This is a genomic window from Shinella sp. OV683 (assembly GCF_057787725.1).
Map to the genome: position 1 here is coordinate 2,360,443 of NZ_CM173543.1, position 21,747 is coordinate 2,382,189.

Sequence of the window (21,747 nt, forward strand, 5' to 3'; positions counted from 1 at the left end):
AAGCGCCAATTGAAATTGGCTGGCCCGACTTTTGTGTCTGAAATACTGATCATTTTTGTACTACTCCTGATAAACGCGTTTTTCGCAATGTCGGAGATGGCCCTCGTTTCCGCCAGCCGGCCGCTTCTGAGACAAAAAGCCAAGCAGGGCGACAGCCGCGCCGCAGCAGCATTGAGGCTCGCTGAGGATTCTGGCAATTTCCTTTCGACTGTGCAGGTGGGCATCACGCTGGTTGGCATTCTGGCCGGCCTCTACGGCGGCGCGTCGATTACCGAGAAGCTTGGTCCCGTTCTCAACAAGTTCGAAATGATCGCGCCTTACGGCCATGCGCTGGCGGGCGCTGTCGTGGTTGTCGCCATCACCTATTTCTCCGTCATCATCGGCGAACTGATCCCCAAGCAGCTGGCACTGCGACATGCCGAGAGCGTGGCGATGTTCGTTGCCCGGCCGATGTCGATCCTGTCGCGGATCACCGCGCCGGTGGTCTATCTCTTCGAAATCTCAGGAAGGTCAATCTTGCGGCTGCTCGGCATGGCAGGTGCCGATAGCGAGGAAGTTACCGAGGCCGAGGTGCATGCGGTGCTGGCCGAAGGCGCCGAGAGCGGTGTGTTCGAGAAATCCGAACACGAAATGCTTCGCCGCATCATGGGTCTTGCCGACCGCTCAGTGAAATCGATCATAACCCACCGGACGGAAATGGTGTCGCTCGATGTCAAGGACAGCCTCGATGAGGTTATCGAGGTGGTCAAGTCGGCTGGCCATTCGCGCTATCCGGTGATCAGCGGCGATACGGATACCGTGATCGGCGCCGTGCGCGCCAAGGACATCCTGCGCGCGACGCTGACGCCGCGATCGTTCCATCTGAAGAATTACGTGCAGGAGATCCCGACCATCCCGGAAGTAACGAACTGCCTGAAGGCCTTCGAGATCTTCAAGTCGTCCAACATCCACATGGCGATCGTTGTCGACGAGTATGGCTCGACCGAGGGTATCATCACGTCCGCCGACCTGCTCGAAGCCGTCATAGGCGTGCTGCCGTCGAACTATGACGATATCGAGGATATCCAGATCCGCAGGCGCGACGACGGCTCCTGGCTGATCGATGGCCGCACGGCCGTGCACGAGATGCAGCTGACATTCGGATTCGACGAGATGTCGACGGAGGACGGCTACGAAACCGTCGCCGGATTCGTGGTCCAGAAGCTGCGCAAGAACCCGGAAGAGGGCGACAAGCTCGACGCGCTTGGCTACACATTCGAAGTCATCGACATGGACGGCCGCCGGATCGACAAGATCCTGATGACCAAGATCGGCCGCAACGAATTTGCCCCGCCTGCGGAACTGGCCTGATCGGCGACGTTCGGGTCGACCCGGGCGGCTTTGCGCCGGGCCGCGAAGCTGATATTCCGGCATGGATTTTTGAGGGAGAATCGGAATGACGGAACGTATCCTTGCGGTGGTGCTGGCGGCGGGCGAAAGCACGCGGATGAAATCGGCGAAATCCAAGGTGCTGCACACGATCGGCAACCTGCCGATGATTTCCCACGTCATTTCAGCGCTTGAGAAGACCGGTGTCGGCCAGGTGGCACTCGTGGTTGGCCGCGATGCCGATCCGGTGGTCAAGGCTGCGTCCTCCGGCGCATTGACGATCCTGCCTTTCGAGCAGAAGGAACGCCTCGGCACGGCGCATGCGGTTCTCGCTGCAAAGGCAGAGATCGAAAAGGGTTACGACCAGATCCTCGTGGCCTATGGCGATGCGCCGCTGATCGAGGCCGGACCATTGATGGAAGCACTGGACAAGGTCCGCAACGGCTTTGACGTCGCCGTCATCGGGTTTCGCACACCGCGACCGACCGGTTACGGCCGCTTGCTCGAAGACGGTGGCGAGTTGGTCGCTATTCGCGAGGAAAAAGATGCAACGCCCGACGAACGCAAGGTCGAGTTCTGCAACAGCGGATTGATGGCAATCGACGGCAGGAAGGCCGCATCTCTGCTCGCCAAGATCTCCAACAACAACGTCAAGGGTGAATATTACCTCACCGATATCGTCGAAGTCGTCCGTGCCGAAGGCGGCAAGGCCGCCACTGTCGAGGCCTCGGCCGACAGCGTCGCTGGCTGCAACAATCGCGCCGAACTCGCCGAACTCGAGGCCATCTGGCAGAAGAAGCGCCGGCACGAGCTGATGATCTCGGGTGTCACCATGATCGCGCCGGAGACGGTCTTCCTCTCCTATGACACCCAGATCGGCCAGGATACCGAGATCGAGCCGAATGTCGTGTTCGGTCCCGGCGTGACGATCGAGCGGGACGTCATAATCCATGCCTTCTCTCACCTAGAGGGAGCTTACGTAACGTCAGGGGCTGCGGTCGGACCCTATGCACGGCTGCGCCCTGGTGCGCATCTGCATGCCAAGGCCAAGGTCGGCAATTTCTGCGAAGTCAAGAACGCCGATATCGGCGAGGGCGCCAAGGTCAACCACCTCTCCTATATCGGCGACGCGAAGATCGGCGCGCGCGCCAATATCGGCGCCGGCACCATCACCTGCAACTACGACGGCTTCAACAAGTTCGTAACCGATATTGGCGCGGATGCCTTCATCGGCTCCAACAGCTCGCTGGTGGCTCCTGTAACGGTCGGCGAGGGGGCATTAACGGCCTCAGGTAGTGTCATCACCGAGAATGTGCCCGCCGGTGCGGCCGCCTTCGGTCGCGCACGGCAGGTGACGAAGGACGGCTATGCCACAGAGATCATGGCGCGCAACAAGGCACTGAAGGAATCCAGGAAGAAGTAGCCGCATTAACGCAAGAAACCGAATTTGATGCCGGATCGGTTGCGGCAGGACGATTTTCCAGCCAAAAACGTTCAGACCAATTAGGCCAGAGGTATGGTGCATGTGCGGGATTGTCGGGATCGTTGGAATTCAACCGGTAGCGGGCAGGCTTGTCGATGCGCTGAAGCGGCTGGAATATCGGGGCTACGATTCGGCGGGCGTTGCGACAATCCATGATGGACAGCTTGAGCGGCGGCGCGCGGAAGGCAAGCTCGTCAATCTCGAGCGTGTGCTCGGCGAAAAGCCGTTGGCTGGCAATTCCGGTATCGCGCATACGCGCTGGGCAACCCACGGCGTGCCCAACGAGACCAATGCCCATCCGCACTTCAGTCACGGTGTTGCCGTCGTTCACAACGGAATTATCGAGAATTTCTCCGAGATCCGGAATGAGCTGATCGCGACCGGCGCGACGTTTGCCAGCCAGACCGACACCGAGGTCATAGCACATCTGGTGGCCGCCAATGTCGCAAAGGGCATGTCGCCGCGCGAGGCCGTGCAGGCCATGTTGAAGCGGGTGACCGGCGCTTATGCGCTGGCAATCCTGTTCGAAAACCAGCCCGACGTCATCTATGCCGCCCGTTCCGGCCCGCCGCTGGCAATCGGCTACGGCCAGGGGGAAATGTATCTCGGCTCCGATGCCATTGCGCTCGCGCCGTTCACCAATCAGGTGACTTATCTCGTCGATGGCGACTGGGCCGTTCTTTCCAGGAATGGTGCCGAGATCATGGATTTCGATGGCAACCCGGTGATCCGGCCGCGCCAGCAATCGACCACATCGGCCTATGTCATTATCGACAAGGGCAACCACCGGCACTTTATGGAAAAGGAAATCTATGAGCAGCCGGAAGCGATTTCGCATACTTTAAGCCACTACATCGACTTTGCCGAAAGCCGCATCCGGTCGCGTGAGGACGGTATCGACTTCACCAATCTCACAAGCCTAGCGATTTCGGCCTGTGGCACCGCCTATCTCGCCGGTTTGACTGCGAAATACTGGTTCGAGCGCTATGCGCGGTTACCTGTGGAGATCGATGTTGCCTCGGAATTCCGCTATCGCGAGGTTCCACTGACCTCCAATTCGGCCGCTCTGTTCATTTCGCAATCCGGGGAGACCGCCGATACGCTGGCGTCGCTGCGTTATTGCCGAGACGCGGGCCTGAAGATCGGTGCAGTCGTCAATGTCAAGGAATCGACGATCGCGCGGGAATCCGATGCGATCTTCCCGATCCTCGCCGGTCCCGAAATCGGCGTGGCTTCGACCAAGGCCTTTACCAGCCAGTTGACGGTGCTCGCATCGCTGGCGATCAGTGCTGGCCGCCAACGCGGAACGCTGACAACCGAGGAGGAAAAGAGGCTCGTCGGTCATCTCGCCGAGATGCCACGCATCATGAGCGCCGTGCTGAACCGCATCCAGCCGCTGATCGAAACGCTGGCGCGCGATCTCGCGAAGTTCAAGGACGTACTCTATCTCGGCCGCGGAACGAGTTTTCCGCTTGCCATGGAAGGCGCGCTAAAGCTCAAGGAAATCTCCTACATCCATGCGGAGGGCTACGCCGCCGGCGAACTGAAACATGGTCCGATCGCGCTGATCGATGAGAAGATGCCCGTCATTGTCATCGCGCCACATGACCGTTTCTTCGAAAAAACCGTTTCGAACATGCAGGAAGTCGCGGCGCGCGGTGGCAGGATCATCCTGATCACCGACGACAAGGGCGCTGCAGCCACCGATCTCGATACGATGGCAACTATCGTCCTGCCTGACATGAATGAGGCCATCCAGCCGATGGTGTTCTCGCTGCCGATACAGTTGCTCGCCTATCACACGGCGGTTTTCATGGGCACCGACGTCGACCAGCCGAGAAATCTCGCCAAATCGGTCACCGTCGAGTGAATAAAGGCCCTTGTGCGGCGCAGCAGTGCCGCGCTAAGATTCATGCGTTGGATCAGACTGGATTTCACCATGAGTGACGTGCCGCCGAAAATACCCAAGCCACCGTTAGGCGTCAGGTTGCGCAACAACTTCCTGACAGGCTTGATCATCTGCGCGCCGATCGCCATCACCATCTGGCTGACCTGGACCTTCATCCATTGGGCCGACAGCTGGGTAAAACCCTATATCCCGCTGCGTTTTTCGCCAGAGCATTACATCAAGTTCGCCGTGCCGGGCTTCGGCCTGCTGATCGCCGTCATCCTGATCACCATCGTCGGCGTGCTCGGCAAGAACCTGATCGGGCGCACAATCGTCGAATTCGGCGAATCCGTCCTGGCCCGCATGCCACTGGTGCGCTCGCTCTACAAGGGGCTGAAGCAGATCTTCGCGACCGTGCTGCGGGAGCGCAGCAATTCGTTCAAGAAAGTCGGCATGATCGAGTATCCGTCGCCGGGCCTCTGGTCTCTGGTTTTCATCGCCACTGATGCGGCGGGCGAAATCGCCTCGCGGTTCAATGACAAGGGCATGGAAATGGCGGCTGTCTTCCTGCCGCCGACCCCGGTACCGACGGCTGGTTTCCTCATATTCGTGGAGAAGTCCAAGATCATGGAACTCGATATGTCGACGGAGGATGCGGCCAAGCTGCTGATCTCCGGCGGCCTGGTGTCTCCGGACTGGGCGGCGAAGACGGTGCCGCAACCACAGCTAACCAGCATTAAGGAAGCGGATCGCCTCGTCTCGTCTAAATAGATAAAGCAGCGTGCGGATCGCTTCGCCGCGCGGGCTGGTCAAATCCGGGTCACGTTCCAGCAGGTAGTGCGCGTCCTTGCGGGCGATCTCCAGTAGATCAGCATGCGCTTCCAGACTGGCGATCACGAATCCGGGCGTCCCGGACTGCCGGGTGCCTAAAAGTTCGCCTTCACCGCGCAACCGCAAATCCTCCTCGGCGATCACGAAACCATCTTCTGTTTCGCGCATGATCTTCAGCCGCGCTTCGGCATTCTGGCTGAGCTTGCCGGCATAAAGCAGGATGCAGCTCGACGCCTCACTGCCGCGGCCGATGCGCCCACGCAACTGGTGGAGCTGGGCCAACCCAAAGCGTTCGGAGTGCTCGATCACCATGATTGTTGCATCCGGCACATCGACGCCGACCTCGATAACTGTCGTGGCGACCAGCAACCTCGTCTCGCCGTTCTTGAAGCCGAGCATGACGGCGTCCTTTTCAGGGCCGCTCATCCGGCCATGGATCAGCGCTGCCTGGTTGCCGAAGAATTGCGAGAGGATCGCGTGCCGTTCCTCGACCGACATCAGGTCGCTCTCCTCGGTCTCTTCGACCAAGGGGCAGATCCAGTAGACCTTGCGGCCTTCCGAAACAGCCGTGCGAAGGCGTTCGACAATGTCTGCAACGCGTTCGCCCGGCATGATGACCGTCTGGATCGGCTTGCGTCCGGCGGGCTTTTCGGTGAGCTTGGAGACATCCATGTCGCCGAAGGCCGCCAGCACCAGCGTGCGCGGGATGGGCGTGGCCGTCATGACCAGCATATGCGGCGAGATGCCCTTGGCCGTCAGCCGCAGCCGCTGGTGGACGCCGAACCGATGCTGTTCGTCGACCACGGCCAGCAGCAGGTTTTTGTAGTTCACATTGTCCTGGAACAGCGCATGGGTGCCGATGACGATCTGCGCCTGGCCGGCGGCGATGCGATCGAGGATTTCCTCGCGCTCACGGCCCTTGGTGCGGCCGGTCAGGATCTCGATCGAGACACCGGTCTTGGCCGCCATCTGGCTGACGGTCGTGAAATGCTGGCGGGCGAGAATTTCGGTCGGCGCCATAAGCACGGCCTGGCCGCCGCTTTCGACAGCCGCGAGGATAGACATCAGCGCCACGACCGTCTTGCCCGACCCGACATCGCCTTGCAGCAGCCGCAGCATGCGGTCCTGTCCGGCCATATCGTGCAATATATCCTTGATGGCTGCCGACTGGCTGTTTGTAAGGGAGAAGGGTAGGGCTTGCTGGACAATTCCGGACAATTCACCGGTGGGCGACACAGGCACGCCCGGCGTCTTGCGCAGACGCGCACGGACGAGCGCCAGCGACAATTGCCCGGCAAGGAACTCGTCATAGGCCAGTCGGCGGCGCGGCTGGCTTTGCGGGTCGATGTCCGCGTCGTCCTCCGGGGCATGGATGTGCCGCAAGGCTGCGCCCGTTTCCGGAAACTGCTGTTGATTGACAAGGCTGGCATCGAGCCATTCCGGCATGTCGGGAATGCGGGTGATTGCGGCATCGATCGTCTTGCGCAGCATTTTTGGCGACAGGCCGGCGGTCAGGCCATAGACCGGCTCGACCAGCGGCAGGCTTTCACCCTCCGAGAGCCGCGCCACGTGGTCCGGATGCACCATCGACGGGCGGCCATTGAACCAGTCGACCTTGCCGCTAACCATCACCGTCTCATCAATGGGCAGCTGTTTTTCCAGCCAGTTGCCTTTGGCGCGAAAGTAGACGAGCGCCAGTTCGCCGGTGTCATCCTGCAGGTAGACGCGATAGGGAACGGAATTGTTGCCGCGCGGTGGCGGCTGGTGGCGATCGACGCGGGCAGTGACTGTGACGATCGACCCTTGCGGCGAAAGCGCGATGCCCGGCTGCTTGCGGCGGTCGATCAGCCCGTGCGGCACATGGAAGAGCAGATCGATGATCCGGCATTCCTCCAGCGATTCGCGGCCGAGCAACCGGGCATAGAGCGCGCCTGTGCGCTCGCCGATGCCGGGCAACGAGGACAGCGACGCAAACAGCGGATCGAGAAGGGAAGGGCGCATGAACCTATCTCACCCGCTTGATGGGCGATTTGCAAGGCTGACAACTCGGTTTCCAGAAGATATAGAGGGCTCGAATTTCCTGGGATAGGCATAACATCATGACCGGCACCACCCGCACGACAGCTGAACTCGACCCACGCCGCCGGCGGACGCTGTTTCGCGCCTGGCATCGCGGCATTCGCGAGATGGACCTGATCTTCGGGCAGTTTGCCGACAATGAACTCGCCGGCCTTTCCGAAGACGATCTCAATGAATTCGAGGGAATACTGTCAGAAGATGACAATGATCTGTTTAAGTGGATCTGTGGCGAGCAGGACCTGCCGGAGCGGCTGAAGACACCGCTTTTCGGGCGGATTTCAGCATTTCGACCAGACGAAGCCTTTCAGGTTGGGGCATCGAATACGTAAGATGAATTTGCTCGAGAAACCCAGAAAGTCTGTCGCATGATCCCCGGCTTCGACCCAAAGAAAATCCTGGGAGACGACCAGAGCTTTACGCTTGCCAATGTGCCGCCCGGCATGGAGGCGCTGGTGCTCGCGGAGTTGGCAAAGTCGGGCAAGCCGGTCGCCTATGTGCTCTCGGATGGCCAGCATGTCGGCGACCTCGAACAGATGCTGGCGTTCCATGCGCCTGAGATCCCGGTGCTGACCCTGCCGGGCTGGGACTGTTTGCCCTATGACCGCGTATCGCCCGGCACCGACGTCTCGGCGCGGCGGTTGGCGGCACTTTCCGGCCTCATCGAACACGCAAAGAGACCGCATCCCGCTATCCTGCTGACCACCGTCAACGCCACGCTGCAGAAGCTGCCGCCGCGTGAAGCGATCGCGGCATCCGGCTTTTCGGCTCGGCCCGGCTCGACAATGCGCATGGAAGATATCGCTTCCCGGCTGGAGAGGAACGGTTTCGATCGCTCGACGACCGTGCATGAAGTCGGCGAATTCGCTGTGCGCGGTGGCATTCTCGATGTGTTCCTGCCCGGCAACGAACAGCCGATGCGGCTCGATTTCTTCGGAGATACGCTGGAGACAATCCGCTACTTCGATCCGTTGACCCAGCGCACGACCGGACAGGCGAAATCCATCGAACTCAACCCGATGAGCGAAGTGTCGCTCAACCCGGACATGATCAGCCGTTTCCGCAAGAATTACCTGACGCTGTTTGGCGCGGCGACCCGCGACGACGCGCTGTACCTGGCAATCTCCGAAGGCCGTCGCTTTCCCGGCATGGAGCATTGGCTGCCGCTTTACTACGAAGGGCTGGAAACGCTGTTCGATTATCTCAGCGAATTCCGCATTCTCACCGATCATACGATACGGGAAGCGGCCGGCGAGCGTTTCACGCTGATTTCGGACTACTACGAAGCGCGACTCGATACCGGCAAGCAAACCAAGGGCATGGGGCAGGGCGCGCCCTACAAGCCCGTACCGCCCGATCAGCTCTATCTCTCGGGCGAGCAGGTGACCTTGGGCCTTCGGGCACTTGGCGCGATCCGCATCACACCGTTCAACGAGCCGGAAGGCGAAGCCCGCAAGGTGATTGCCCTCGAAGCGCGTGCGGGCACGCGATGGGCAAAGGCGGGCGAGGCAGAAGGCGAAGAACGCATCAACGTCTTCGACGCCGCCGTACGCCACATTGCCAGCCATCGAGCAAAGGGCGACAAAGTCATCGTTTCCGCCTGGACCGAGGGTTCGCTCGACCGACTGCTGCAGGTTCTCGGCGAGCACGGGCTGGAAAAAGTCGTGCCGGTCGCGAGCCTCAACGAAGCGCTGAAGATGAAGGTCGGCGAGGCGGGGGCTGCGGTGCTGTCGCTCGAAGGCGGTTTCGAGACCGGCCCGCTGATTGTTATCGGCGAGCAGGATATTCTCGGTGACCGGCTGGTTCGCCGCTCCAAGCGCAAGCGTCGCGCCGCGGACTTCATCTCCGAGGCGTCGGCGATCGAGGAAGGCAGCATCGTCGTGCATGCCGAGCATGGCATCGGCAAGTTCATGGGATTGGTGACGATCGAGGCCGCCGGCGCGCCCCGCGCCTGTCTCGAGCTGCAATATGCCGGCGGTGACAAGCTGTTCCTGCCGGTCGAAAACATCGAGCTTCTGTCACGCTACGGCTCGGAGATGAGCGAGGCGCAACTCGACAAGCTCGGCGGCGTCGCCTGGCAGGCGCGCAAGGCCAAGCTCAAGAAGCGGCTGCTCGACATGGCAGCCGGCCTGATCCGGATTGCTGCCGAGCGCACCATGCGCCAGGCACCAGTTCTGGCTGCACCTGAAGGCCTTTATGACGAGTTTTCGGCACGTTTTCCCTATGACGAGACCGACGACCAGCAGACCGCGATTGACTCAGTGCGCGACGATCTCGGCGCCGGCCGGCCGATGGATCGCCTGATCTGCGGCGACGTCGGTTTCGGCAAGACCGAGGTGGCCCTGCGCGCGGCCTTTATTGCAGCGATGAACGGCGCACAAGTTGCCGTCGTCGTGCCGACCACTCTGCTGGCACGTCAGCACTATAAAACGTTCACCGAGCGCCTGCGCGGCTACCCCGTGCGCGTCCGGCAGGCCTCGCGGCTGGTTGGTGCCAAGGAACTCGCCGAGACCAAGAAGGAAATGACCGAGGGCAAGGCTGACATCGTCGTCGGCACGCATGCGCTGCTTGGCAATGGCGTGAAATTCGCCAATCTCGGCCTGCTAATCGTCGATGAAGAACAGCATTTCGGCGTCAAGCACAAGGAACGGCTCAAGGAGCTGAAATCGGACGTGCATGTGCTGACGTTGTCAGCCACGCCGATCCCGCGTACATTGCAGCTTGCGTTGACAGGCGTGCGCGAACTGTCGCTGATCACCACGGCGCCGGTGGATCGCATGGCGGTGCGCACGTTCATCTCGCCCTTCGATCCGCTGGTGATCCGCGAGACGTTGATGCGCGAGCATTTTCGCGGCGGCCAGAGCTTTTATGTCTGCCCGCGCATCGCCGATCTTGAGGAAATCAGCACCTTCCTTCGCGAGATCGCGCCGGAGCTGAAAGTGGCGGTTGCGCATGGCCAGATGCCGCCGGGCGAACTCGATGACATCATGAACGCATTCTATGATGGCCAGTATGATGTGCTGCTGTCGACGACGATCGTTGAATCCGGCCTCGATGTGCCGACGGCTAACACCTTGATCGTCCATCGCGCCGATATGTTCGGGCTGGCGCAACTCTACCAGATCCGCGGACGCGTCGGCCGCTCCAAGGTTCGAGCGTTCGCACTGCTGACGCTGCCGGTCAACCGGACGCTGACCGTGATGGCCGACAAGCGGTTGAAGGTGTTGCAGTCGCTGGACACGCTGGGCGCCGGTTTCCAGCTCGCCAGCCACGACCTCGACCTGCGCGGCGCCGGCAATCTGCTCGGCGAGGAACAGTCCGGCCATATCAAGGAAGTCGGCTTCGAACTTTACCAGCAGATGCTTGAAGAGGCGGTGCTCGAGGTCAAGGGCGACGAGCAGGTACAGGATTCCGGTTGGTCTCCGCAGATCGTCGTTGGCGTCTCGGTGATGATCCCGGAAAATTATGTCCCCGACCTGCATCTGCGCATGGGGCTCTATCGGCGCCTTGGCGAATTGCAGGACATCAAGGAGATCGACGGCTTTGGCGCCGAGATGATCGACCGGTTCGGCCCAATGCCCGCGGAAGTCGAGGCGCTGCTCAAGGTCGTTTACATCAAGACGCTTTGCCGCATCGCCAACGTCGAGAAGCTGGAAGCCGGGCCGAAAGGCCTTGTCGTGCAGTTTCGCGACAGGACCTTTCCGAACCCGGCAGGCTTGGTCGGGTTCATTTCCAGGCAAGGCACGCTTGCCAAGATTCGGCCTGACCACTCGATGTTCCTGGCGCGTGACCTTCCGGCACCGTCCAAGCGGATGGCAGCCGCGGCGATGCTGATGACGCAACTGGCGGAGATCGCCGGGCAGGGGTGAAAGTTAGCGCTTGTTTTCCGTAAGGCGCCGCAGGTCCTCGCCGAGACGTTTTGGCAGGTCTGACTTCTCATGCAGCACAGTCAGGACGCCGATTTTTCCGCTCGGAAGCTCTCGGAAGAAAATCATGTGATGTCGATATCTGCTGACGAAAATATTCCCGTCAGCTCCCGGGAGCGAAGCGATATAGCGCGGCAATCTTCTCCATGAGGATTTTAAGGAGGCTAGGCGTGCTAGATGCTCATGAAGGCCGAGGATATATTTCTCGGCTTGGGGCTCTCCCCAAGTGTCAACCGTGTATGTCCAGATTTTGTCTTGCGCCAGGTCGGCTGTGGGATAGAAGACATATCCCGGCATACTACTGCCGCTTGTTGCGGCTTATGACGTCCTCGGCGCTGACTTCTGCGAAGTCATTTTCATCTGCTTCAAGAGCTGGTTTCAGATTCTCGTCGAACCAGTTTCGCAGTTCGACCTGGTCTTCCAGATCGCGTCGAATTAGCTCCCGCACGTAATCCGACGCTGTAGCAAATTTGCTATCGGAACTTACCTGCCGTTGAACGTGGGCTTTCAGCTTGCCATCGACTTTTACGAATATTTCGTCGGTTGTTGCCATCCTTGATTTCCTCAGCTCATCGATGAATATCGGTTGGGCACGAGGCAATGTCAACAATGAGGATTTTACTCCGCAGACTTGCGCTTCATCTCGGCGATCTGCCGGAAGGCATTGACGAATGCCTCGACTGACTGTGCGCCTGTGACCGCATATTGCTTGTCGATGACGAAGCAGGGCACGCCGGAAACGCCCATCTTCTGGGCATTGCGGATTTCTTCAAGGATGAGGGCCCGGTCATCGTCGGAGGCGAGCCTTTGCTCGACAACCCGACGATCCATGCCGTTTTCTCCGGCAATTTGTACAAGCGTCGCACGATCGCCGACGTCGCGGCCCTCGACGAAATTTGCGGTAAACAGGGCGCGCGCGACCTTGTCCTGCATCTCTGAGCCGACCAGTCCTGCCCAATGGATGAGCCGGTGCGCGTCGAGCGTGTTGGGGAACTTGGTCGCCTTTTCGATCTGCATCGGCAGGTCGATCTCGGCTGCCAGCTTGCGCAGCATTTCATGCGAGCGCTTCACCGCGTCGATGCCGCCGAGCTTCTTGCCGAGATAGTCCAGCGCGTCAAAACCTTCAGGCGGAGCATTCGGCTCGAGCTGATAGGGTTTCCAGCTGATATCTGCCGTAACGATATCGCTGGCCTGTTCAAGCGCTAGGTGCAGCCGTCGCTGGCCGAGGTAGCACCACGGGCAAACCACGTCAGAAATAATCTCGATATCGATATGCTCTACGCTCATAGTCACTGAACCCTTTCATCCCACCAGACGGGAATTTGTGCGCCATAGAGTGGCACATAGGCGGGACGGCCGATATACTTCCAGCGCGCAACCCACTGTTCACCGATGTGATAAAGCGGGATCACATAGTGACCCGAAATCAGCAGACGGTCGTGGGCACGGACTGCGGCGGTGAAATCATCATCGGATTTGGCCGCTAGTATGTTCTCGATCATCCGGTCGATATCCGGGTCATGGACGCCGGCCATGTTCTCGCTGCCCTGGATGTCGCGCGATTCCGAGCCCCAGTTGGTGGTCTGCTCGAGACCCGGCGACAGCGATGATGCATAGGTACGCATGACCATGTCGAAATCGAAACGCTGGGTACGTTCCTGATATTGCGCATCCTCGACTGTGCGGATGGTGATATCGATGCCGAGCGCTGCCAGATTGCGCTGGTAGGCTATGGCGATCCTTTCCTGATCCTGATTTTGCGTCAGGATTTCGAATGTCAGCGGCCGCCCGTCGGCTCCGCGCATCTTGCCGTCGCTGATCTTGTAGCCGGCGGCGAGGAGCAGGTCGTAGGCCCGCTTAAGCGTCTTGCGGTCCCGACCCGATGCATCGGTGACTGGCAGTTTGTAGGTGCCGGCCAAGACGGAGGGATCGATCTTACTTTTCGCATCGCCCAGCAGAGCGAGCTCCTTGTCGCTTGCCGGCCGGCCGAGGCTCGAAAGCACGGAATTCTGCCAGAAGCTTTCAGTTCGCGTATAGGCTCCCTCATAAAGGTTCTTGTTGACCCATTCAAAATCGAAAGCGAGGCTCAGCCCTTCGCGCACTTTCGGATCGTCAAACAATTTGCGCCTGGTGTTGAACACCATCGCATACATGTTGGCCGGCAGGCCGGGCTTGAAGACATCCTTGACCACATTGCCCGATGTCACCGCCGGGAAGACATAGGACTGGTCCCATTTCTTCGGCGAGCCCTCTTTATAGACATCGATCTCGCCTTTCTTGAAGGCCTCGAACAGGGTGTTCTCCTGCAGGAAATATTCGATGGAAATCTCGTCGAAATTGTCGAAGCCGACTTTCGATGGAATGTCCTTGCCCCAATAGTTGGGGTCGCGCTTATAGACGATCTTTTCGCCGGGCTTGATCTGCTTGACGAGATAGGGGCCGGAGCCGAGCTGCGGCACCAGCGTCGTCTCGTCGAAGGTGTCCACCTTGGTTGCATGCTTGGGCAGGACGGGCGACAGAGCCAGCAGGAGAGGGAATTCACGGTCGGCGAGATCGTTGAAGGTGAACTTGACCGAATGCTCTCCGACCTTCTCCATCTTCGCCACACGCTTCAGGCGAGTCGAGAAGGGCGGGCGGCCCTTGTCGCGCATCAGTTCGAAGGTGAACATCACATCTTCGGGCGTCACAGGCTGGCCATCCGACCACTTCGCCTTGGGATTGAGGTTGAACTGGATGTAGCTGCGTGCGTCGTCCCATTCCACCGATTCCGCCAGCAATCCATACATGGTGAACGGCTCGTCGCGCGACCGCATCATCAGCGATTCCACCACGAGATTGCCGAGCTCGGGATCCCACATGCCGCGGGCGGTCGTACGCTTGGCCTTGAGGATGAAGGAATTGAGATTGTTGAATGTGCCGACGACACCGAATGCGAGCTTGCCGCCTTTCTTTACGTCAGGATTGACGTAAGGAAAGTATTTGAAGTCCTCGGACAGGGCAGGCTTGCCATGCATGGCAATGCCGTGAACTGGCGCAGCCGACGCGAATGGTGCGAGCGACAACCAAAGGACAAGGGCTATGAGCAGTCTGGGCAAGGAGGGATAATCCCGAATAAGACAATTGCGATTCATGTGTGCGAGATTAGTGCAAGTTGCGGATGGAGGGAACCGGCGGTCTTGCCGGGCGAGGAACTAATCAACGGGTTAGGACGCGTCATCCGGCCAAAGTGCGGCAATTATTCAACGGATCGGCGACATTTGCAAAATTATCGCGCAAGTGGTCAAAAGAAACGCTGGATATATTAACAGGGCCGATGTAACAGGTGGGCAAACATGATCCGGGTCATGTATTTGCCTCAATTGAGCGCCAGGACGGCACCGGCTGAAAAAGGCTCGGACGCCTTGGCCGCCACGGATTTCAGGAGACGGGAAACGTTATGAGCTTCGAATTCAAAACCGCAATGCGTGCGACTGTTGCCGCTATGTCCTTGGTCGCAGGCATCGCGATGGCGCCGGGCTACGCCTCCGCCCAGCAGGCCAACCCGCAGACACCGCAGGGCTGGTTCAAGATTTGCGACAAGCAGGACGACAACGACGTCTGCTCGGTCCGCAACATCATGACCGCCAACACCGGACAGCTGGTGACGGCCGTTGCGATCGTTACGGTTTCCGGCAAGGTCAACCGCAAGTTCATGCAGGTATCGGTGCCGCCGGCACGCCTGATCCCGCCGGGCGTTCTCATGCAGATCGACGGTGGCAAGGGCCAGAAGCTGGAATACGGCGTCTGCATGCCTGACCTCTGCATCGCCGAACTGCCGCTGACGGACGCCGTCATCGCCAACCTCAAGAAGGGCGGCGAGGTTGTGTTCACCTCGATCAACTTCCAGCGCATGCCGAACCCGATCAAGATGTCGCTCGAAGGCTTCACCGGGATCTTCGATGGTCCAGCGATGAAGGAATCGCAGGTTCAGGAACGCCAGAAGCTTCTGCAGGAAGAAATGCAGAAGAAGGCCGAGGAAGCCCGCAAGAAGCTCGAAGACGCGCAGAACAAGGCCAAGGCTCAGTAATCTGCACGCAGTATCGAATTTTGATGAAGCCCGGGACATAGTTCCGGGCTTTTTCGTATGGACTGAAAAGCCGGCGGATCAGCCATTTGGTTGATATCGCTGGCATCGTTTAGTTCCATAATCTATCTTATGCGATCTTTGTGTGTGGTTCGGAGGCCCCCCGTACACGCTTTCAAGCTTTGGCTCCGAAGTCGACATCTTTCGTCTTAACGGTGCCGGCCGTCCGTCCCGGCGCGGTCTGGTATGTCCAATACAGGTTGGTGTGCGCGATGACCTGGCTCGGTGGCGGCGCGCCCCATGCTGTCTGGTCCTGCGTCGTGTGTGCATCGCTGACGAGGACGGCGTCGTATCCCCTGACGAATGCGCCATGCAGCGTGGAGCGAATGCACGCATCGGTCTCGGCGCCGACGATGACGAGACTGCCGACGCCGAGGCCCGACAGCACGGCCTCGAGCCTGGTATCCTCGAAGGCATCGCCATAAAACTTCTCGACAAGCGGCTCGGCGCTGTTCCGTTGCATCTCCGGGACGATCTGCCAGTCACGGCTTCCTCTTCCGAGATGCTCGTTGGAATCCTGGACCCAGATAATGGGGATCCGATCCAGCCGAGCCTTTTCGACAAGGCTGGCGATGTTTGCGACAACCGCGTCGCGTTCGTGAGCGTCCTTGACGACGCCGTTCTGCACGTCGATGACGAGCAGCGCTGTGTTCGGCCGGTTCTGAAGCGTGGACATGGCCTGCCTCCTCGACGGTTCACATCCAGCGAAGCGCAGCCCTGAACGAATGTCGGACCATTTGCATCGGCTGCGGCCTCTCGTTCAGTCCTCGATGGAAGGAAGGCAAGCTAAACCGGCACAGCTGCGCCGTCTACTCCGATCTTCCTCACCGTTATGGACTGGCCCACAAAAACCGGCGAGAATCAGATAATCAGATTGGCGACGATTTCGTTTTCGGTGATGTCTTCGAAGCCAAGACCGGCATTATCGAAACGCTCGATCAGGTCAGCGAAGTTCCCTGATGCCTTGGTCTCGATGCCGATCAGGATCGAGCCGAAATTGCGCGCGGACTTCTTCAGATATTCGAAGCGCGCGATATCGTCGTCCGGTCCGAGCAGATTGAGGAAGTCCTTGAGCGCGCCTGGCCGCTGCGGCAGACGCAGGATGAAATACTTCTTCAGCCCGGCATAGCGCATGGCGCGCTCCTTGACGTCAGGCAGCCGCTCGAAATCGAAATTGCCGCCAGAGACGACGCAGACCACCGTCTTGCCTTTGAGACGCTCGGCCCCAAGCATGTCCAGCGCCGTGATCGACAGCGCGCCGGCCGGCTCCAGAACCACACCTTCGACATTGAGCATGTCCGTAATCGTAATGCAGATCGCATTTTCCGGCAGCAGCAGAACCTGTCTTGGCGAGAAGGTTTTCAGCGCCTCGAAATTCAGGTCACCGATGCGGGCCACGGCCGCGCCATCGACGAAGTTGTCGACCTTGGGCAGCGTGACGATCACGCCAGCCTCCAGGCTTTTCCTGAGGCTTGGCGCGCCTGCCGGTTCGGCAAACAGGAAGGCACCGTCCGACAGTTGCTCCTTGAGAAAGCCGGTCATGCCTGCAGACAGACCACCGCCACCCACAGGCATGATGACCAGATCGGGATGAGTTTCCTCGGGCAGTTGCGCCATGATTTCGGCCGCAACGGTCGCCTGCCCCTCGATGATGTCGAGATGGTCGAATGGCGGCACCATGTAGCCACCGGTGGTCTCGACATGCTCGCGAGCGGCTGCGTAGCATTGATCGAAGAAGTCGCCGATCAGCTTTATCGTGATGAATTCGCCACCGAAAATTCTGGTCTTGTCGATCTTTTGCTGTGGCGTCGTCACTGGCATGAAGATCACGCCCTTGACGCCAAAATGGCGGCAAACGAAGGCAAAGCCCTGGGCATGATTGCCCGCCGACGCGCAAACGAAAATTCGATCGCTGCCGCCTTGGTCGATCACCTTGCGCATGAAATTGAAGGCACCGCGAATCTTGTAGGATCTTACCGGCGTCAGATCCTCGCGCTTCAGCCAGATGTCGGCGCCATAGCGGCGGCTGAGATGTTCATTGAGCTGCAGCGGCGTTTCGGCAAACAAGCCTCGCATTGCATCTGTGGCGTCCATCACATCTTGTCGGGTCACGGCGATCGTCCATGCGTTGTTTGAGCCACCGCTATCGCACAGCAAAGCGCTGATAAAAAGCCATTTTCTCGACGGTCGGTACGCTGGCGGATATATTGCGACTATTTCAGTCAAGAAAAGAAATGCGACCAAGACTGGACGTTTACGGCTGTTGCCAAAGCTTTCTTCTCATGAAACACTCTTGCCTGGGCGGACTATCTTCAATGAAAAAATTGGGAGGAATATCAATGGCATCAGTATCTCTGCATCCCTCGATCGACGGTGGCGTAAAGGCCGGCAGCGGCAATTTCGCCGGCGGCACCCTCTCTTGCCTCTGCACCAGCAGGACGGTTCGGCTGAAGGTAAAGGGTGATGTCGCGCATAACCATGCGTGCGGCTGCACCAAGTGCTGGAAGCCGGCGGGTGCGATCTTCTCCGTCGTCGCGGTAACCGGCACAGACAATATCGAAGTCGCCGAAAATGGCGACAAGCTCGCAGTTGTCGATCCCTCCGCTCTCATCCTGCGCCATGCCTGCAAGGAATGCGGCGTCCACATGTACGGGCCGGTCGAGCGCGATCACGCATTCAAGGGCCTGAGCTTCATCCATCCGGAACGTTTTGCTGAAAGCGGCTCGGCCGCACCGGGCTTTGCAGCCTTCGTGTCGTCGGTGATCGAATCCGGCGTCAGTCCTTCGAAAATGGACGGCATCCGTGCGCGCTTCAAGGAACTGGGCCTTGAGCCCTATGATTGCCTCAACCCAACGCTGATGGATGTCCTGGCGACCTTCACAGCAAAGAAGCTCGGTACCTTCAAGGAATAGAGTAATGACCGGGCGAGGTGACCCCTCGCCCGTATCCATTTGGATTAGTTCAGGTTCTTGCGGCGTTCGAGCTCTTCGGCCGATGGATCCTGCAGCGCAAATGAGCCGGTTTTGATTTCGCCCGCCGGCTGGTAATGAGCCAGTACTACCCCCGTTGGAAAGCTGCGCGTCTGCACGAGCTTGAGCGCAGCCGGGACAGTGCCGTCACCGAACAGGCGCTTGCCGTTGCCCAGCACTAGCGGGAAAATCAGCAGCCTGAACTCATCGATCAGATTGTTCGCGAGCAACGTCTGGATCATGTTGGCGGAGCCCTGGATCAGCAAATCAGGGCCCTCACCGCTTTTCAACTCGGTCAACGCAGCGACGATATCACTGCCCAGCGACTGGCTGTTTTCCCATGCGAGTTTCGGATTGCCACGGGTGGCTACATATTTCTTCACGCGGTTGAACAGGACGCCGATTGGATCGTCCGGACCCGCGCTGGGCCAATGCGATGCGAAAATATCGTAGGTCTTGCGGCCCAGAAGCAGGTCGAACGGCTTGTCGAACAACTCGCCCATGACGCCGCCGAGCGCTTCGTCAAAATAGTGAAAGGTCCAACCACCGAACCTGAAACCGCCGGTGGGATCTTCTTCCGGCCCGCCGGGAGCCTGCATGACACCGTCGAGGCTCACGAATACCGCTGCAATGATCTTCCGCATAGTCTTCCTCCTTGGTTTTCGGCCCGTTCGGGGCGATCATGGCAAGGACGGCACGGGATGCCGACTTCCGACAATCCGCAAGAAATTTTCGGGCCGCACGAAATTTTCGGGCCCGCGCAAAGATTATGCTTGCGACCTTAGACCTTGTCGATGTCGCCCCTCGCCCAGTCTTCCTGCGTCTGGGCCATGAAGTCGGCGAAGCGGCCTTCTTCTATCGCCTTGCGAATACCGCTCATCAGGTCCTGGTAGTAGGAAAGATTGTTCCAGGTCAGCAGCATGCCGCCGAGCGCTTCGTTGGAGCGGACGAGATGATGCAGGTAGGCACGCGAATAGTCGCGTGCTGCCGGGCAGGATGATTCCTCGTCGAGTGGCCGCATGTCCTCAGCGTGGCGGGCATTGCGGATATTGACCTTGCCGCGGCGGGTAAAGGCCAGTCCATGGCGGCCGGAACGCGTCGGCATCACGCAATCGAACATGTCGATGCCACGTGCCACGGATTTCAGGATGTCATCGGGCGTACCGACACCCATCAGGTAGCGCGGCTTTTCATTGGGCAGATGCGGATTGACCGTGTCGATCATGTCGAGCATCACGTCCTGAGGTTCGCCAACGGCAAGCCCGCCGATTGCATAGCCCTTGAGGTCGAGCGCAGCCAGGGCCTGAGCGCTCTTGACGCGCAGATCCGCATGGTCGCCGCCCTGGACGATGCCGAACATCGCCTTGCCGGGCTGGTTGCCGAAGGCAACCTTGCAGCGTTCGGCCCAGCGCACCGACATTTCCATGGCGCGTTCGATCTCGGAATCTTTGGCCGGCAGGGCCAGGCACTCGTCAAGCTGCATCTGGATGTCGGAATCCAGCAGCCCCTGGATCTCGATCGAGCGTTCCGGCGACATGTGGTGCAACGAACCATCGACATGGCTCTTGAAGGTCACGCCGTGCTCATCGAGCTTGCGAAGGCCGGAGAGCGACATGACCTGAAAACCACCGCTGTCTGTCAGGATCGGATGCTTCCAGCGGATGAGTTCGTGCAGGCCGCCCAGACGCGCCACGCGTTCCGGACCGGGCCGCAGCATCAGGTGATAGGTGTTGCCGAGAATGATATCGGCGCCGGTCTCCCGCACCTGGTCGAGATACATGGCCTTCACTGTGCCCACCGTGCCCACGGGCATGAAGGCCGGAGTGCGGATCGTGCCGCGCGGCATGGTGATTTCCCCTCGCCGCGCCTTGCCATCGGTTGTCAGCAGATTGAACTTGAATTCTGTAAACATTCAGATTTTCCGTTTCAGCAGGCTGGTGTCGCCATACGAATAGAAGCGATAGCCCGTTTCGATGGCATGCTCATAGGCAGCCCGCATCGTGTCGAGGCCTGAAAAGGCCGAGACGAGCATGAACAAAGTCGAGCGCGGCAAGTGAAAATTGGTCATCAGCATATCGATGAACTTGAAGCGATAGCCCGGCGTGATGAAGATATTGGTGTTGCCGGACCATTCGCGCATCCGGCCGTCATCGGTCGCTGCGCTTTCGAGCAACCGAAGCGACGTCGTGCCGACGGAGACAATCCGGCCGCCCGCATCCTTGACGTCATTCAGCCGTTTTGCTGTCGCTGCATCGATGTAACCGGTCTCGTAGTGCATCAAGTGGTCGGCAGTATCGTCCGCCTTGACTGGCAGGAACGTTCCTGCCCCGACATGCAGCGTCACGAAGGTACGGCCGATGCCTTTTTTATCCAGCATATCAAATAGTTCCGGCGTGAAGTGCAGGCCGGCGGTGGGGGCAGCGACAGCGCCCTCTTCCCTAGCGTAAATCGTCTGGTAATCCGTGCGGTCCTTGTGGTCTTCCGGACGCTTGGACGCGATATAGGGTGGCAGCGGTATATGGCCGACGGCAGCGATTGCCTCGTCCAATACGGCGCCGGAAAGATCAAAGCCGAGCGTCACCTCGCCGGCTTCGCCCTTTTCCAGCACGGTGGCGTCCAGCGTGCCAATCAGGCAGGCATTGCCGGCGTGGCCGAACTGAATCCGGTCGCCCTGCTTGATGCGCTTGCCGGGCTTGGCAAAAGCCTTCCACTGGCTGGGTGAGGTGCGCATATGCAGCGTCACCGAAACGCCGACGCTGTTGTCGCCGCGAATGCGGGTGCCTTCGAGTTGGGCTGGAATGACCTTGGTATCGTTGAAGACCAGCACATCGCCTGCTTTGAGCAGTTCGACCAGATCGCGGACGCTGCGGTCGGTCAATTCCGGCGCCTGATTGGGGTCGACGACCAGCAGCCGCGCGGAGTCACGGGGATTGGCTGGTCTCAGCGCAATCCGCTCGTCTGGCAGGTCGAAATCGAAGAGGTCTACACGCATTCAGTACTCTCGGCCTCTCCCTTGGTAAGGGAGTGCTCTACTCAACGGAAAACCGCTCCCGCGCTTAAGCACAGGAGCGGTCCATGTCCAA

Annotated in this window: 18 protein-coding genes; 8 read left to right on the forward strand and 10 right to left on the reverse strand. The window is 59.5% G+C overall.

Features of this window, described 5'->3' with window-relative positions:
• Positions 1-33 precede the first annotated feature (33 nt).
• The 4 genes from ACXHRN_RS11260 to ACXHRN_RS11275 all read left to right on the forward strand — a co-directional run bounded on the left by ACXHRN_RS11260 (position 34) and on the right by ACXHRN_RS11275 (position 5,510).
• Positions 34-1,350, forward strand: coding sequence for a hemolysin family protein (locus tag ACXHRN_RS11260; protein ID WP_488641402.1), 1,317 nt, complete (start codon positions 34-36; stop codon positions 1,348-1,350).
• Between the two features lie 85 nt (positions 1,351-1,435).
• Complete coding sequence (gene glmU, locus ACXHRN_RS11265; RefSeq protein WP_488641403.1) at positions 1,436-2,791, forward strand: bifunctional UDP-N-acetylglucosamine diphosphorylase/glucosamine-1-phosphate N-acetyltransferase GlmU; 1,356 nt, start codon at positions 1,436-1,438, stop codon at positions 2,789-2,791.
• Between the two features lie 100 nt (positions 2,792-2,891).
• Entirely contained in the window at positions 2,892-4,721 is a 1,830-nt protein-coding gene (gene glmS, locus ACXHRN_RS11270) for a glutamine--fructose-6-phosphate transaminase (isomerizing) (RefSeq protein WP_488641404.1), read from the forward strand.
• Positions 4,722-4,790: 69 nt separating this feature from the next.
• Positions 4,791-5,510: a DUF502 domain-containing protein gene (locus ACXHRN_RS11275; RefSeq protein WP_488641405.1), complete on the forward strand. Its 720-nt coding sequence runs from the start codon at positions 4,791-4,793 to the stop codon at positions 5,508-5,510.
• On the opposite strand, the gene recG is transcribed toward ACXHRN_RS11275, so the two are convergent.
• Positions 5,466-7,571: an ATP-dependent DNA helicase RecG gene (gene recG, locus ACXHRN_RS11280; RefSeq protein ID WP_488641406.1), complete on the reverse strand. Its 2,106-nt coding sequence runs from the start codon at positions 7,569-7,571 to the stop codon at positions 5,466-5,468. The genes ACXHRN_RS11275 and recG overlap by 45 nt on opposite strands.
• Positions 7,572-7,669: 98 nt before the next feature.
• On the opposite strand from recG, the gene ACXHRN_RS11285 reads away from it, so the two are divergent.
• Positions 7,670-7,978 (forward strand): FAD assembly factor SdhE, encoded by a 309-nt coding sequence (locus ACXHRN_RS11285; protein WP_488641407.1) that lies wholly within the window; start codon positions 7,670-7,672, stop codon positions 7,976-7,978.
• 36 nt (positions 7,979-8,014) lie between these two features.
• Positions 8,015-11,515, forward strand: coding sequence for a transcription-repair coupling factor (gene mfd, locus ACXHRN_RS11290; RefSeq protein ID WP_488641408.1), 3,501 nt, complete (start codon positions 8,015-8,017; stop codon positions 11,513-11,515).
• Positions 11,516-11,518: 3 nt separating this feature from the next.
• Here mfd and ACXHRN_RS11295 read toward each other — a convergent pair whose 3' ends face one another.
• From ACXHRN_RS11295 to ACXHRN_RS11310, 4 genes are all read right to left on the reverse strand, one after another.
• Positions 11,519-11,869: a type II toxin-antitoxin system RelE/ParE family toxin gene (locus ACXHRN_RS11295; RefSeq protein ID WP_488641409.1), complete on the reverse strand. Its 351-nt coding sequence runs from the start codon at positions 11,867-11,869 to the stop codon at positions 11,519-11,521.
• Position 11,870: 1 nt separating this feature from the next.
• Positions 11,871-12,125, reverse strand: a complete 255-nt coding sequence (locus ACXHRN_RS11300) for a ribbon-helix-helix domain-containing protein (protein ID WP_488641410.1) — start codon at positions 12,123-12,125, stop codon at positions 11,871-11,873.
• A gap of 65 nt (positions 12,126-12,190) precedes the next feature.
• Positions 12,191-12,859, reverse strand: coding sequence for a DsbA family oxidoreductase (locus ACXHRN_RS11305; protein ID WP_488641411.1), 669 nt, complete (start codon positions 12,857-12,859; stop codon positions 12,191-12,193).
• A gap of 2 nt (positions 12,860-12,861) precedes the next feature.
• Positions 12,862-14,667, reverse strand: a complete 1,806-nt coding sequence (locus ACXHRN_RS11310) for an extracellular solute-binding protein (RefSeq protein ID WP_488641412.1) — start codon at positions 14,665-14,667, stop codon at positions 12,862-12,864.
• Between the two features lie 341 nt (positions 14,668-15,008).
• Here ACXHRN_RS11310 and ACXHRN_RS11315 point away from each other — a divergent pair, with 341 nt between their 5' ends.
• The gene (locus tag ACXHRN_RS11315; protein ID WP_488641413.1) at positions 15,009-15,638 is read left to right on the forward strand and encodes an invasion associated locus B family protein; all 630 of its coding nucleotides are present in this window, start codon (positions 15,009-15,011) and stop codon (positions 15,636-15,638) included.
• Positions 15,639-15,810: 172 nt separating this feature from the next.
• On the opposite strand, the gene ACXHRN_RS11320 is transcribed toward ACXHRN_RS11315, so the two are convergent.
• Both ACXHRN_RS11320 and ilvA read right to left on the reverse strand, forming a co-directional pair.
• Positions 15,811-16,371 carry a cysteine hydrolase family protein gene (locus tag ACXHRN_RS11320; RefSeq protein WP_488641414.1) on the reverse strand — a complete coding sequence of 187 codons (561 nt, stop codon included), beginning with the start codon at positions 16,369-16,371 and terminating at the stop codon, positions 15,811-15,813.
• A gap of 185 nt (positions 16,372-16,556) precedes the next feature.
• A complete protein-coding gene (ilvA, locus tag ACXHRN_RS11325) occupies positions 16,557-17,807 on the reverse strand; it encodes a threonine ammonia-lyase (protein ID WP_488641415.1) in 1,251 nt (416 codons plus the stop codon).
• A 227-nt stretch (positions 17,808-18,034) separates the two neighbouring features.
• On the opposite strand from ilvA, the gene gfa reads away from it, so the two are divergent.
• A complete protein-coding gene (gene gfa / locus ACXHRN_RS11330; protein WP_488641416.1) occupies positions 18,035-18,607 on the forward strand; it encodes an S-(hydroxymethyl)glutathione synthase in 573 nt (190 codons plus the stop codon).
• A 44-nt stretch (positions 18,608-18,651) separates the two neighbouring features.
• Here gfa and ACXHRN_RS11335 read toward each other — a convergent pair whose 3' ends face one another.
• From ACXHRN_RS11335 to queA, 3 genes are all read right to left on the reverse strand, one after another.
• Positions 18,652-19,308 (reverse strand): dihydrofolate reductase family protein, encoded by a 657-nt coding sequence (locus ACXHRN_RS11335; RefSeq protein ID WP_488641417.1) that lies wholly within the window; start codon positions 19,306-19,308, stop codon positions 18,652-18,654.
• Positions 19,309-19,445: 137 nt separating this feature from the next.
• Positions 19,446-20,576: a tRNA guanosine(34) transglycosylase Tgt gene (gene tgt / locus ACXHRN_RS11340; RefSeq protein ID WP_488641418.1), complete on the reverse strand. Its 1,131-nt coding sequence runs from the start codon at positions 20,574-20,576 to the stop codon at positions 19,446-19,448.
• The gene (gene queA / locus ACXHRN_RS11345) at positions 20,577-21,656 is read right to left on the reverse strand and encodes a tRNA preQ1(34) S-adenosylmethionine ribosyltransferase-isomerase QueA (RefSeq protein WP_488641419.1); all 1,080 of its coding nucleotides are present in this window, start codon (positions 21,654-21,656) and stop codon (positions 20,577-20,579) included.
• Positions 21,657-21,747 lie beyond the last annotated feature (91 nt).

Bases quoted from the DNA above. Each gene is read 5' to 3' on its own strand.
- glmU (WP_488641403.1), top strand. From the start codon at position 1,436: ATGACGGAACGTATCCTTGCGGTGGTGCTGGCGGCGGGCGAAAGCACG.
- tgt (WP_488641418.1), bottom strand. From the start codon at position 20,576: ATGTTTACAGAATTCAAGTTCAATCTGCTGACAACCGATGGCAAGGCG.
- mfd (WP_488641408.1), top strand. From the start codon at position 8,015: ATGATCCCCGGCTTCGACCCAAAGAAAATCCTGGGAGACGACCAGAGC.
- ACXHRN_RS11295 (WP_488641409.1), bottom strand. From the start codon at position 11,869: ATGCCGGGATATGTCTTCTATCCCACAGCCGACCTGGCGCAAGACAAA.
- glmS (WP_488641404.1), top strand. From the start codon at position 2,892: ATGTGCGGGATTGTCGGGATCGTTGGAATTCAACCGGTAGCGGGCAGG.
- ACXHRN_RS11320 (WP_488641414.1), bottom strand. From the start codon at position 16,371: ATGTCCACGCTTCAGAACCGGCCGAACACAGCGCTGCTCGTCATCGAC.
- ACXHRN_RS11335 (WP_488641417.1), bottom strand. From the start codon at position 19,308: ATGCGGAAGATCATTGCAGCGGTATTCGTGAGCCTCGACGGTGTCATG.
- ACXHRN_RS11315 (WP_488641413.1), top strand. From the start codon at position 15,009: ATGAGCTTCGAATTCAAAACCGCAATGCGTGCGACTGTTGCCGCTATG.
- queA (WP_488641419.1), bottom strand. From the start codon at position 21,656: ATGCGTGTAGACCTCTTCGATTTCGACCTGCCAGACGAGCGGATTGCG.
- ACXHRN_RS11300 (WP_488641410.1), bottom strand. From the start codon at position 12,125: ATGGCAACAACCGACGAAATATTCGTAAAAGTCGATGGCAAGCTGAAA.
- ACXHRN_RS11285 (WP_488641407.1), top strand. From the start codon at position 7,670: ATGACCGGCACCACCCGCACGACAGCTGAACTCGACCCACGCCGCCGG.
- ACXHRN_RS11275 (WP_488641405.1), top strand. From the start codon at position 4,791: ATGAGTGACGTGCCGCCGAAAATACCCAAGCCACCGTTAGGCGTCAGG.
- recG (WP_488641406.1), bottom strand. From the start codon at position 7,571: ATGCGCCCTTCCCTTCTCGATCCGCTGTTTGCGTCGCTGTCCTCGTTG.
- ACXHRN_RS11305 (WP_488641411.1), bottom strand. From the start codon at position 12,859: ATGAGCGTAGAGCATATCGATATCGAGATTATTTCTGACGTGGTTTGC.
- gfa (WP_488641416.1), top strand. From the start codon at position 18,035: ATGGCATCAGTATCTCTGCATCCCTCGATCGACGGTGGCGTAAAGGCC.